This window comes from Rhizobium sp. P43, from assembly GCF_056730705.1.
Genome location: NZ_CM161539.1, coordinates 2,507,424 through 2,519,671 on the forward strand (window position 1 = coordinate 2,507,424; position 12,248 = coordinate 2,519,671).

The 12,248-nt window shown below is 63.0% G+C and carries 14 protein-coding genes; 7 read left to right on the forward strand and 7 right to left on the reverse strand.

Annotated elements, in window-relative coordinates; genetic code table 11:
* Positions 1-7 precede the first annotated feature (7 nt).
* The 4 genes from AC1PUL_RS12580 to AC1PUL_RS12595 all read right to left on the reverse strand — a co-directional run bounded on the left by AC1PUL_RS12580 (position 8) and on the right by AC1PUL_RS12595 (position 2,629).
* On the reverse strand, positions 8-595 hold the full coding sequence (locus AC1PUL_RS12580; RefSeq protein ID WP_480468573.1) for a biotin transporter BioY: 588 nt from the start codon (positions 593-595) through the stop codon (positions 8-10).
* A 610-nt stretch (positions 596-1,205) separates the two neighbouring features.
* Complete coding sequence (locus AC1PUL_RS12585) at positions 1,206-1,886, reverse strand: GntR family transcriptional regulator (RefSeq protein ID WP_480464518.1); 681 nt, start codon at positions 1,884-1,886, stop codon at positions 1,206-1,208.
* Between the two features lie 72 nt (positions 1,887-1,958).
* The gene (locus AC1PUL_RS12590) at positions 1,959-2,303 is read right to left on the reverse strand and encodes an antibiotic biosynthesis monooxygenase family protein (protein WP_480464519.1); all 345 of its coding nucleotides are present in this window, start codon (positions 2,301-2,303) and stop codon (positions 1,959-1,961) included.
* A complete protein-coding gene (locus tag AC1PUL_RS12595; protein WP_480464520.1) occupies positions 2,300-2,629 on the reverse strand; it encodes an NIPSNAP family protein in 330 nt (109 codons plus the stop codon). Before AC1PUL_RS12595 ends, AC1PUL_RS12590 begins: the two co-directional genes overlap by 4 nt.
* Positions 2,630-2,798: 169 nt before the next feature.
* Here AC1PUL_RS12595 and AC1PUL_RS12600 point away from each other — a divergent pair, with 169 nt between their 5' ends.
* The 4 genes from AC1PUL_RS12600 to AC1PUL_RS12615 all read left to right on the forward strand — a co-directional run bounded on the left by AC1PUL_RS12600 (position 2,799) and on the right by AC1PUL_RS12615 (position 5,309).
* On the forward strand, positions 2,799-3,485 hold the full coding sequence (locus AC1PUL_RS12600) for an ArsR/SmtB family transcription factor (RefSeq protein WP_480464521.1): 687 nt from the start codon (positions 2,799-2,801) through the stop codon (positions 3,483-3,485).
* 86 nt (positions 3,486-3,571) lie between these two features.
* Positions 3,572-3,916 carry a DMT family transporter gene (locus tag AC1PUL_RS12605; protein ID WP_480464522.1) on the forward strand — a complete coding sequence of 115 codons (345 nt, stop codon included), beginning with the start codon at positions 3,572-3,574 and terminating at the stop codon, positions 3,914-3,916.
* A complete protein-coding gene (locus tag AC1PUL_RS12610) occupies positions 3,916-4,503 on the forward strand; it encodes a TetR/AcrR family transcriptional regulator (RefSeq protein ID WP_480464523.1) in 588 nt (195 codons plus the stop codon). Before AC1PUL_RS12605 ends, AC1PUL_RS12610 begins: the two co-directional genes overlap by 1 nt.
* A gap of 116 nt (positions 4,504-4,619) precedes the next feature.
* On the forward strand, positions 4,620-5,309 hold the full coding sequence (locus AC1PUL_RS12615) for an HAD family hydrolase (RefSeq protein WP_480464524.1): 690 nt from the start codon (positions 4,620-4,622) through the stop codon (positions 5,307-5,309).
* Between the two features lie 12 nt (positions 5,310-5,321).
* Here the strand turns inward: AC1PUL_RS12615 and AC1PUL_RS12620 are convergent, their stop codons facing one another.
* Positions 5,322-6,227 carry a diacylglycerol/lipid kinase family protein gene (locus AC1PUL_RS12620; protein ID WP_480464525.1) on the reverse strand — a complete coding sequence of 302 codons (906 nt, stop codon included), beginning with the start codon at positions 6,225-6,227 and terminating at the stop codon, positions 5,322-5,324.
* 297 nt (positions 6,228-6,524) lie between these two features.
* On the reverse strand, positions 6,525-7,889 hold the full coding sequence (locus tag AC1PUL_RS12625; protein ID WP_480464526.1) for an LLM class flavin-dependent oxidoreductase: 1,365 nt from the start codon (positions 7,887-7,889) through the stop codon (positions 6,525-6,527).
* 119 nt (positions 7,890-8,008) lie between these two features.
* Between AC1PUL_RS12625 and AC1PUL_RS12630 the strand changes: the two genes are divergently transcribed.
* Positions 8,009-8,602 (forward strand): helix-turn-helix domain-containing protein, encoded by a 594-nt coding sequence (locus AC1PUL_RS12630; protein WP_480464527.1) that lies wholly within the window; start codon positions 8,009-8,011, stop codon positions 8,600-8,602.
* Between the two features lie 31 nt (positions 8,603-8,633).
* Here the strand turns inward: AC1PUL_RS12630 and AC1PUL_RS12635 are convergent, their stop codons facing one another.
* Positions 8,634-9,191 (reverse strand): hypothetical protein, encoded by a 558-nt coding sequence (locus AC1PUL_RS12635; protein WP_480464528.1) that lies wholly within the window; start codon positions 9,189-9,191, stop codon positions 8,634-8,636.
* Between the two features lie 303 nt (positions 9,192-9,494).
* Between AC1PUL_RS12635 and thrC the strand changes: the two genes are divergently transcribed.
* Entirely contained in the window at positions 9,495-10,901 is a 1,407-nt protein-coding gene (thrC, locus tag AC1PUL_RS12640) for a threonine synthase (RefSeq protein ID WP_480464529.1), read from the forward strand.
* Positions 10,902-10,921: 20 nt separating this feature from the next.
* Positions 10,922-12,220 carry a M16 family metallopeptidase gene (locus tag AC1PUL_RS12645; RefSeq protein ID WP_480464530.1) on the forward strand — a complete coding sequence of 433 codons (1,299 nt, stop codon included), beginning with the start codon at positions 10,922-10,924 and terminating at the stop codon, positions 12,218-12,220.
* Positions 12,221-12,248: the final 28 nt, after the last annotated feature.

A 12,248-nucleotide genomic window follows, 5' to 3' on the forward strand; every position in this document is an offset into this window, starting at 1 on the left:
GTTTGCCTTAGATGTCGAGCGTGCTCGTCTGGCGGCGGGCCAGCGCCAGCAGCAGAGCGGCGGCGAGTGCGGATTTCAGGACGGCACCCAGGATGAAGGGCGTAACGCCGAGAGCCAAGCCCTTCTCGGCACCGATGAGAGTGCCAAGCCAGGCACCGCCGATGGCGAGGCACAGGATGTTGGCCGAGAGATGGGCGAGGAAGCTTTTGACCACATGGCTGCCCGTCCAGCCCTTTTCCGCGAGGTAACCGGCCAGTGCCGCGATGATCGGGAAGGAGACGAGGTAGCCCGCGGTCGGGCCGACAAAGGGTGCAAGCCCGCCACCGCCATTGGCGAGAACCGGCAGGCCCATCATCGCCTCACCCAGCCAGGCAAGCACGGTGAGTGCGCCCAGACGCCAGCCATAGAGCACGCCGATCATGGTGATGGCGAAGGTCTGCATGGTGATCGGCACCGGCACCATGGGCACTGAAATCTGCGAGGCAAGGGCCAGCACAGCCGTTCCAAAGAGGAGAAGAGCGGCCTGCACAGGAAGCGAACGGCCTGAAATGCCGAGCGGATCGAAACCGCGAGCGGCGGGCGTGAGAAGTGTCATCATGGGCAATCTCCATTTTATAGATAATTTTAAGTGGCGCAGAATCTTTTATCTATGGAATCGGCGGATGCCAAGATGGTGGATTGAGGAATTTTGCGGTCAAGGCTATCCGTTTGGCAGTCAAACCGCCGAGCAAAGGGCAAAGTGGCGTCACATTTTCATTTTTATCTATAATTTAACTTGAAGGCGCGACCTCGCCCCTCACCCTGAGGCGCCTGCGCCAGCAGGCCTCGAAGGGCGAGGCCACGGAGGAGCCACACGCCCTCGTCCTTCGAGGGGAGCATTCGCTCCCGCCTCAGGATGAGGGCTGGTCACCAGAGAGGGGCGCTTCTATCACAGCGCGATAGTGGGTCAGCGGAGAGCGGAACCTTCTTCTGCCAGGATGGGGGGCCTGAGGTGGCGCCACCAACACCCTCCCCTTGAGGGGGAGGGTCGGACCGAAGGTCCGGGGTGGGGTGATCTCGACGTTTCCCGGAAACGAAGGCGATATGGCAGCGATCAAAGCAAGTGGAAGTTGGACAGGTCAGCGGGGTTCACCCCCACCCGCCGCTTTGCGGCGACCTCCCCCCTCAAGGGGGAGGTGGAGTGCGGCGGAACGGCTCGGCGACGCTCACCCGACGATGGCGAAGCCTTCGGTTTCGGCGCGGCCTGGCACCGGCAGAGGCGCGCGGCCGATCCATTGGACGTGGCGCTCGAGGATGCGGGCGGCTTCCGATGCGTCGCCGGATTTCAAGGCTTCGAGAATGGCGCGGTGGTCGTGGTCGGTGCGGGCTTCCCAGGTGGCGCGCCAGGCGACGAAGAGGAAGCGGGCGGAGACGGCGTGCAGGTCGTCGATGACGGACAGCAGTCGCGGCATGCCGCAGGTGGAGACAATCAGCCGGTGGAAGCGGCGGTTGGCCTCCTCCCAGGTTCGAACATCCTTGGCGTCATCGGCGTCTGCTGCGGCCTGTTCTGCGGCAGCGAGCACCTCGGGCGTGAGGTTCGGGGCGGCGTGGCGGAGCGCAAGAACTTCGAGTGCTGCGCGCATCTCGGCGACTTCGCGCACCTGTTTGAGATCAAAGCTTGCGACGCGGACGCCGCGACGGGGCAGCGAGACGACGAGCCCTTGCGCCTCCAGCCGGCGAAAGGCTTCACGCACCGGCACATGGCTTGCGCCGAATTCCTCTGCGATATGGTCCTGCGCCAGGCGCGAGCCGGGCACCAGTTCGCCATGGATGATGCGCTCCGCCAGCGCGCGGCTGATGCGGCTCGCCACCGTGTCCTTCAAGGAATCGTCGCGCGTCTTGGGCATGCGGTCATGCATAGTCAGCGGGGCATGGCTTGTCGAGGGAGAGGGACTACGGTGCTCTCCCCAACCCTCCCCTCACCCATGCCTCGCCCGGCTGTCCTCCGGCGCCTCGTCGCGCGCATGAAGACCGTAGTCGCGCAGGACATGGGCTACACGCAGACGGTAATCGGCGAAGACGCCGCCTCGGCCAGCCATCTGGGCAGCGCGGTGTTCTTCCGTTTCGCGCCAGCGGCGAACCGCCTCTTCGTCGCGCCAGAAGGAGAGCGACAGCAGCTTGCCACGGGTCGTCAGGCTCTCGAAGCGCTCGACGGAGAGGAAACCGTCGGTGGCCTGCAGATGGGCGCGAAGGTCTCCGGCGAGATCGAGATAGCGGTGGCGTTCTCCGACAAATGGCACCACCTCGAAAATGACGGCGATCATGGCTGGACTTTCGACAGTGGTGGATTGGAGACGTTTTTGAGGAAGAGGCGGTCTTCCTCCAGGATGAAGCGGGCGTTTCTGGCGAAGTCGTAGTTGGCCTTGCCCAGCGGATCGGCGGCGAGCCTTGCGCGATAGGCCTCGTAGGCTGCCAGATTTTCGATGTGGTAGATGCCGTAGGCCGTGGTTGCCGAGCCCTCGTGCGGGGCGAAATAGCCGACGAGATCGGCGCCGCAGCGCGGGATCGCCTTGCCCCAGTTGCGAGCGTAAGTGGCGAAATCGTCGTGACCGAAGGGGTCGATGCGATAGCGGATGATGCAGGTGATCATGGGGGAACTCCTCGTTTGTTGCGAGGCCGGTTTGCCATGAACGAAGGGTGGGATGCTTCGATCGGGATCGAAGTTTTGCACGACGCCTCATCATCAACAGTTCGACCGGGATCGAAGCATTGGCTACACTGGCAATGCAGACTGCCCTTGCGAACCGGGAGAGGAACACATGGCGGAAGGCCCTGATATCGCGCGCATCGCCTCGCTGATCGGCGATCCCGCGCGTTCGAACATGCTGCTGGCGCTCATCGGCGGCAAGGCGCTGACGGCAACGGAGTTGGCGGGGGCGGCCGGCGTGACGCTGCAGACGGCGAGCTCACATCTCGCGAAGCTGGAAGACGGCGGGCTCCTCGCCCAGCGCAAGCAGGGGCGGCATCGCTATTTCGCGCTGGCCGATGGTCAAGTCGGCGCGATGATCGAAAGCCTGATGAGCTTTTCGGCGACGCGCGGGCACATGCGCCACCGCACCGGGCCGAAGGAGCCGGAGCTGCGCAAGGCGCGGATCTGCTATGACCATCTGGCCGGCGATTATGGTGTGCGGATGCTGGACAGCCTGATTGCGCAGGGCGCCATCCGAGCGGAGGACGAGGCGCTGACGCTCACGACAGAGGGCGAGGCGCTGCTCGATGCCCGGGGTCTCGATATCGGCAGCCTCAGGGCAAAGCGCCGGCAGCTGTGCCGCGCCTGCCTTGACTGGAGCGAACGGCGGACGCATCTGGCGGGCACGCTGGGGGCCGCGCTGCTGAAACATTTTCTCGATCGCGGCCTTGCCCGGCGGGTGGAGGAGAGCCGGATCATCCGGTTCTCACCCGAGGGCGAACGGCAGTTTTTGAACTGGTTTCCGCTGCCCGACTGAGGTCACGGAATTCGGCTCGGAAGGCCTTGAAAAGAAACCGACCGTACGGTATGTTTAAAACAAGTCCTATTTTTGGAGTTTCTTCCATGTCCCCCGCCATCACTGCCTATGGCGCGCTTGCCGGCGCCATCGTGCTCGAAGTCATCGCCACCACGCTTCTGCAGAAGTCGGCGCAGTTCACCAAGCTCCTGCCGACGGCCGGCATGGTGATGCTTTATGCCGCCTCCTTCTACCTGCTTACCCATGCGCTCAAGGGCATGCCGCTCGGCGTTGCCTATGCCATGTGGGGCGGGCTCGGCATTGTGCTGACGGCGCTGATCAGCGTCTTCGTCTTCAAGCAGAGCCTCGATTATGCAGCCCTTGCCGGCATCGGCCTGATCGTGTCGGGCGTGATCGTGATGAACACGCTGTCGAACACGGCGGCCCATTGATGGTCTCGCCCTCCCCCGCCGAGGCTCAGCTGTCGGCCCATCACCGCAAGAAGCAGCCGGAGCAGGTGCGCCGGGCGCTGCTGGATTGCGCCGCCCAGATTGCCGCCGAACAGGGCGCGCAGGCGATCACCATTCAGGCTGTGGCCGAACGCGCCGGCGTGACCAAGGGCGGGCTGCTGCATCATTTCGACAGCAAGCAGGCGCTGCTTGCCGCCGTGTTTTCCGATCTGCTGGAGCAGATGGACCGGGAGATCGAGAAGACCATGGCCGGTGATCCCGTGGCGCGCGGGCGCTTCACGCGGGCCTATGTGCGCGCCTGCTTTTCCGATCGTCTGCTTGGCGAGCGCAGCCTCTGGGCGGCGCTGTCGGTCGCGATCGTCTCGGAGCCGGCGCTGCGCGCGCTCTGGTCTGCCTGGCTCGACGGCCGCATGGCACGGCATGCCGAAACGGACGGCGACCCGTCGTTGATTGCGGTCAGGCTGGCGGCCGATGGCGTCTGGCTGGCAGACATGATGGAAAAGGCTGGTGGGCTGAAGCGCTATCCGCTGGCCTTCGAGGCGGTGCTGCTGGCGATGGCCAAAGGTTAGGCCGCGGTTTGGGACCTGCGTCGATCGGCACACCAGCCCTGCGCCGCGCGTGATTGTCCTTGTCGTTGCGATCGTGTAGGGAGCGACCTTCCCTGGACCACATGACGGATGTTTCCATGAGCGGCTTCGACCTCACCCTTTTCGATTGCGACGGCGTGCTCGTCGATTCCGAGATCATCGCGGCCAAGGTCGAGTCGAAGCTTCTGACGGAAGCGGGCTATCCGATCTCGGTCGAGGAAATGGGCGAGCGTTTCGCCGGCATGACCTGGAAGAACATTCTTCTGTCGATCGAGAAGGAGATCGACATTCCGCTGTCGGCAAGCCTGATCGACAAGTCGGAACAGCTGCTCGACCAGCGCCTGGCGCGCGAGGTGAAGGCGATCGAGGGCGTGCAATATGCGCTGTCGCGGATATCGGGCCCGCGCTGCATCTGCTCCAACTCCTCCTCGCACCGTCTCGACATGATGCTCTCCAAGGTCGGGCTCAAGGAGTTCTTCGCGCCGCATATCTATTCGGCCAAGGATCTCGGCGCCGACCGCGTCAAGCCGAAGCCCGACATCTTCCTGCATGGTGCCAAGCAGTTCAATGTCAGCCCGTCGAAGTGCATCGTCATCGAGGATTCCGTGCATGGCGTGCATGCGGCGCGCGAAGCCGGCATGCGTGTGGTCGGCTTCACCGGGGCATCGCATACCTATCCCTCGCATGCCGATCGGCTGACGGATGCCGGCGCCGAAACGGTGATTGCCCGGATGCAGGACCTTCCCGGCGTGATTGCCGCCATGGCCGAATGGGAAGGCGCGTTCTGAGGCTGCCCGCCGTCAGGTCTTGACGGTGAGGACTTCGGGCAGAATTTCGGCGATAAAGCTGCCACGAATGGCATTCTCGCCATCGACCTCGATCGGAAAACGCGCCGGATCGCGCGGGCGCACTTCGACGCGATGCCCCCTGTGGAAGCTCAATAACGGGTGACCGACATGGCCGGCGGAATGCAGGCGTCCCAGTAAATTCAAAAGACCGATGACCTTTTCCTCCCGCATCACCGCGACATCGAGGAGACCATCGGCGACATTGGCCTCGGGCGTGATGTGCATGCCACCGCCGAACCAGGCACCATTGGCGATGGCCACGACAGCAAGGCGCCCTTGATGCACCTGCACGCCGTCAACCAGGATGTCGAAGTCATAGGGCCGATAACGCAACATGGCGAGGGCCGAATGTACCATGAACCGAAGCGGACCGTTGAGGATGCGCCGACGGCCGGGCGCATTCACTGCATCGACGATCTCGCCGGAAATGCCGACGCTGGTGATGTTGGCAAAGTGGCGACGCTGTTCGTTTCCGGCGCTATCGCGACTGATCAGCAGGCCGGCATCGATCTTGCGAAACGGCGCAAGGGCGATGTGATCAGCCAGCGCTGCGGGATCGCTTGGAAGCGCGAAGTTGCGAACGAAATCACAGCCGGTGCCGACCGGTAGAAAGGCGAGCGGGATGTCGGGGCGTGTTGACGTCAAGATGCCATCAACGACATCGCTGATGGTTCCGTCACCGCCTGCCACAAGCAAGAGGTCAAAAGGACCGGCTGCGAGCTCGCGGGCGAGCCTTCGGGCATCACCGCCGGAGCGGCTTTCATGGACTTCCAGACCCGGAAAACGCTGACGGAAGGCCGCATGCAAAGGCTCCCATCGCTTTTGACCCACACGGCCTCCCGCAATGGGGTTTCTCACGACCGCAACTCTCAATCACGCCTCCCCGGAGGCTCCTCTGGCAGATGCCTCCCCCATCAATTTTGGCCCGCCCTAGCGAATTGCTACCCATGCGCGCATTATGATTCTCAGGTTGCAAAGTAGCATTGCCCCACCGGCGACAGCGAGCGAGGCAAATCGTCATAGAACATTCCCGTGATCACGAGATCACCCAAAATGTACTAGGTTCTTCCGCATTGTCCGGCGCCGAAGCGATCATGCTTTGGCTGGACATGGTCGAGATGCCCAACCCTCAGGGTCCTGAGGTCTGGCCCTGCATCATGTCTGCCGCTGTCGATGCGTGGTTGCCACATGGTTCCCCTTGAGGCGTGGCGTGCCGAAAAGCTTCTCCCTGAGCGGTCCCTCCTGATAAGAAGTCTTATAGAGGCCGCGCTCCTGCAGACGGGGAATAACCAGTTCGATGATGTCGTCGAAACATTCCGGCACGACGGTGCGCGACAGGTTGAAGCCATCGACGCCGGTATCTTCCACCCAGTCAACCAGCCAGTCGACGACTTGATCGGCCGAAGCGACGAGTGGCGGCTGGCGGCTGCCGAGCACCATCTGTTCGATCAGCTTGCGTTTGGTCCACTGCGGACCGGCCGCGCGATCCATGGCCTTGATGTTGGAGGTGATCGCCTGGCTTTTTCCGGTCTCGACCGGTTCGTCCATGTCGAATTTGTCGAAGTCGATGCCCATGGAGGCGGCGGCATGGGTCAGGGCTGCCTCGGAACTGACATAGCGGCGGTAATCCTCGAATTTCTCCTGCGCTTCCTTTTCGGTTCGGCCGGTGACGATGGTGGCGCCAAGGAAAACCTTGATGTCATCGCCGCTTCGGCCAAGCCCTTCGGCCCGAGCACGCATATCGGTCACGATCTCGCGCACGCCCTCCTTCTTCTGGCCGTTGACGAAGACGCATTCGGCATGGGTTGCCGCAAACTGGCGGCCGCGCGGCGAGGAGCCTGCCTGATAGAGCACCGGCGTGCGCTGCGGCGAGGGTTCGCAGAGGTGATAGGCATCGAGCCTGTACTGGCGTCCATGATGGTGGACGGCATGCACCTTGTCCGGGTCGGCATAGACCTGGCCCGCCTTGTCGGCGACGACGGCATCGTCCTCCCAGCTGCCTTCCCAGAGCTTGTAGACGACGTCCATATACTCATCGGCGAGATCATAGCGGTCGTCATGGGCCATCTGGCCGTCGAGACCGATGGCGCGGGCGGCGCTGTCGAGATAACCGGTGACGATGTTCCAGCCCATGCGACCGCCGGTCAGGTGGTCGAGGGTTGCCATGCGGCGGGCGAACAGAAAGGGCTGTTCGTACATCAGGTTGGCGGTGACGCCGAAGCCGAGATGCTGCGTGACCGAGGCCATGGCCGGCACCAGCATCATCGGATCGTTGACCGGCACCTGCACGGCGCCGCGCAGGGCGGGGGCCGGACTGCCGCTGAGGACATCATAGATGCCGACGACATCGGCCAGGAAGATGCCATCGAAGAGGCCGGCCTCCAGACGTTTGGCATAGTCGGTCCAGTAGGCGAGGCTCTTATACTCCATCGACCGGTCGCGCGGATGCGACCAGAGGCCTTGCTGGATATGCCCGATGCAATTCATGTCGAAGGCGTTGAAACGGATTTCGCGTGCCACTTCGCTTCTCCCCAATATCGTGACAGGATCGATGCAGGGGTCTTGTGGAGCCGCCGTCACCTATCTTATTCTGTTGTCCACTATAGAAGACGCAAGAAGCGGATTTGGCAAGTACTCAGATGAGGAAGACGGCACGCGCAGACAGCATGACGGATGAGGATCGCCAGGCACGGGCGATTGCCGATCGCATCCGGCTTGAACGCGAGACGCGCAACTGGTCGCTCGCGGAGTTGGCGGCCCGCTCCGGCGTGTCCAAGGCGATGATCAGCAAGGTGGAACGTTGCGAGGCGAGCCCGACGGCAACCGTGCTCGGCCGCTTGTCGGGCGCCTTCGGCTTGCCGCTCTCGGTCTTGCTGGCGCTTGCGGAGCGCGAGGGGGAGAGGCTGGCACGGCGTGCAGAGCAGCAGGTCTGGACCGATCCAGAGACCGGCTACACGCGCCGTACGGTGTCACCTGATAATGGCGGACAGCTGGAACTGATCGAGGTGGTTCTGCCCCCAGGCGTGCGTATCCCCTACCCGGCTTCGGCTTTCAGCTTCCAGCACCAGCAGATCCTGGTCCTGGAAGGCGAACTCCAGTTCGTCGAGGGACACCACAGCCACCAGCTCGCATCCGGCGACTGCCTGCAGCTCGGCGCGCCTGCCGACTGCGTCTTCGTCAACGACGGCGATTGCGCCACCCGATATCTGGTGGCGCTGACGCGGCGGGGTTAGACGGCGCCATTCGGCCGCTGCAAGACGGAACTTACTTCTTCTTCGGCTGTTCGAAGCCGATGAAGACGCGGGCCGTGCTGGAGATGTTGCCGGGAACGGTTGCCACCTTGCTATAGATGAATTGCGTCGGTGTGTTCACATCGGCGAGCGTGACGGAATACTGCTCGACTTCGTTGAACAGCTCCTGACCACCATCCACGACGGTGACACGAACCGGCAGGTTGATCGTGCCGGCCTTGCCCTGCGGGCCCGAAACCAGGCGGCCCTTGACCAGGGCATTGATCGTCAGCGAGGTGTCGGTGCGTGAGCAGGAGCGCGTCGTATCGGCAAGCGAGGCCTGGAAGACCACCTGCTCGGCATCACCGTCCTTGCCGCGCACATAGGTGCGGTAAACGGCGGTGCCATCCCGCAGAGCGATCTGCGGGCAGAAGCCCTGGACAACGGCCTGCTGTGCCGCAGCGGCGGCCGCAGCGTTGCCAGGCTGCGACTGAGGAAGGCCGAGGCCGCTGCCGAGACTGCCGGCATTGCAGCCTGAGAGAACCATCATCAGCGAAACAGCGATCACACCGCGCGACACGTTTACAGACACCAGACTCCACCTTCCGCATGCTCGGCCAAAGGCCGAAAAACAGTCAAACTTGAGGCTTTTCAGCGCCCTCGCGGATGGTCTATACCAGCGGCCACAACAAAAATCGATTGGGTAGCCGGCAATTTGCTTCAATTTTCGATGTGCCTACGAACGTCGGCGAACTGCCCCGGGCCGGCCAGGCAGTCCTCAACTGCCGGGCATGCGAAATCCTGGCCCGCGCACTGGCGCAAACGGGCAAACCTCTTTATCCGAAACGCCATAGGTTTGACGGCGGCTTCGGCTCCGACTTCTTGAACTCTAGGGATGAGCGACGTGGACTATATTTCGACCCGCGGCGAGGCCCCGAGCCTCGGTTTTTGTGACGCACTTTTGGCGGGTCTTGCCCGTGACGGCGGGCTCTATGTGCCCCGCGAATGGCCGCAGATGTCGAAGAAGGCAATCCGCGGACTTCGCGGCAAATCCTATGAAGAGGTTGCCTTCGAGGTCCTGCTGCCCTTCACCAATGGCGAGATCGAGCCCGAAACCTTCCGGGCGATGATCGACGAGGCTTATGCCACCTTCAAGCATCCGGCCGTCGCGCCGCTGGTGCAGACGGGGCCGAATTCCTTCGTGCTCGAACTCTTCCACGGCACGACGCTCGCCTTCAAGGACGTGGCGATGCAGCTGCTCGCCCGGCTGATGGACCATGTGCTGGAAAAGCGCGGCGAGCGCGCGACGATCGTCGGCGCGACCTCGGGCGATACGGGTGGTGCGGCGATCGACGCCTTTGCCGGGCGCTCGCGGACCGACATCTTCATCCTCTTCCCGCATGGCAAGGTCTCGCCGGTGCAGCAGCGCCAGATGACCTCATCGAAGGACGAGAATGTGCACGCCATCGCGGTTGAGGGCAATTTCGACGACTGCCAGAACCTGGTGAAGGCGATGTTCAACGACGGCGCCTTCCGCGATCGCGTCAAGCTGTCGGGCGTCAACTCGATCAACTGGGCGCGCATCATGGCGCAGGTGGTCTATTACTTCACCTCCGCCGTGGCGCTCGGCGCACCCGACCGCAAGGTCTCCTTCACGGTTCCGACCGGCAATTTCGGCGACATCTTTGCCGGTTACGTCGCCAAGAAGATGGGCCTGCCGATCGACAAGCTGGTGATTGCCACCAATGACAACGACATCCTGGCGCGGACGATGAAGACAGGCCGCTACGAGATGAAGGGCGTGTCCGCCACCACCTCGCCGTCGATGGACATCCAGATCTCCTCGAACTTCGAACGCCTGCTTTACGAAGCCTATGGACGCGATGCCTCTGCCATCCGCTCGTCGATGGAAGGCCTGAAGCAGTCCGGCGCCTTCGAGATCAAGCCGGAGGCGCTGAAATTCATCCGCAAGGATTTCCGTGCCGGACGCGCCACCCAGAAGGAAGTGGCCAAGACGATCAAGGCCGTTCTCGCCGATACCGGCTATCTGCTCGACCCGCATACGGCGGTTGGCGTGCATGTCGCAAGCAAGTTCGAAAAGCCTCAAAGCCCTATGGTCGTACTCGCTACGGCCCATCCCGCGAAGTTCCCGGCGGCAGTAAAATCAGCCTCCGGTATTGACCCCGCGCTTCCGGCGTGGCTTGCTGATTTGATGGACAGGGAGGAGCGCTTCGAAGTCCTGCCCGCAGACCTGAAAGCCATCGAAGGCTTTGTCAGTGGTCATGCACGGGCAGTCAGGTAGGAAGCGCGGAAAGACGGACCATGAATGTTGAGTGCACCCGGCTTCCATCGGGTTTGACTGTCGTAACCGAGAACATGCCGCATCTGGAAAGCGTAGCTCTCGGCACCTGGATCAAATCCGGCTCGCGTAACGAGACCGAAGCCGAGCACGGCATTGCACATCTGCTCGAGCACATGGCCTTCAAGGGCACGAACCAGCGAACGGCCCGGCAGATCGCCGAGGAAATCGAGAATGTTGGCGGCGAAGTGAACGCCGCCACTTCGACGGAAACCACCTCCTATTACGCCCGCGTGCTGAAGGACAATGTCCCGCTCGCGGTCGATATTCTCGCCGACATCCTCACCGACAGCGTCTTTGACGAAGAGGAGCTGGAGCGCGAAAAACACGTCATCCTGCAGGAGATCGGCGCTGCCGACGACACGCCAGACGACGTGGTGTTCGACCGCTTTTCCGAGCAGGCTTTCCGGGGCCAGACGATCGGGCGCAGCATTCTCGGCACGCCGGAGACGGTGCAGTCCTTCTCCAGCGACCAGATCCGCGGCTATCTCTCGCGCAACTACACGACGGACCGGATGTTCGTCGTGGCCGCCGGCAAGGTGGATCATGACGCCTTCGTCAAGCAGGTCGAGGCGCGCTTTGCCTCGCTGCCGACGAAACCCTCGACCACGCCCGTGATGGATGTGGCGCGCTATACCGGCGGCGAAGCCCGCGAAGAGCGCGACCTGATGGATACGCAGGTGCTGCTCGGCTTCGAGGGCAAGGCCTATCACATGCGCGACTTCTACTGCTCGCAGATCCTCGCCAACATCCTCGGCGGTGGCATGTCGTCGCGCCTCTTCCAGGAAGTGCGCGAGATCCGCGGCCTCTGCTATTCGGTCTACGCCTTCCACTGGGGCTTCTCCGATACCGGCATCTTCGGCATCCATGCCGCGACCGGCGGCGAGAACCTGCCGGAGCTGGTGCCGGTGATCATCGACGAGCTGCGCAAGGTGTCCGAACACATCGACCAGCAGGAAATCGAGCGCTCACGGGCACAGATCCGGGCGCAGCTTTTGATGGGCCAGGAAAGCCCGGCGGCGCGTGCCGGCCAGATTGCCCGGCAGATGATGCTCTATGGCCGCACGATCCCGAACCAGGAAATGATGGACCGGCTTGCCGGGATCACCACCGAGCGGCTGACGGACCTCGCGGGCCGCCTGTTCTTCGATACGGCACCGACGCTATCGGCCATCGGTCCGATGGATCATCTGGTGCCGCTCGACGATATCAGGGGTGCGCTGACCACACAGACTGCCGGAATCCGCAAGGCCGTCGGCTGAGGGCCGGTGGCAAGGACTTCGACCGGCG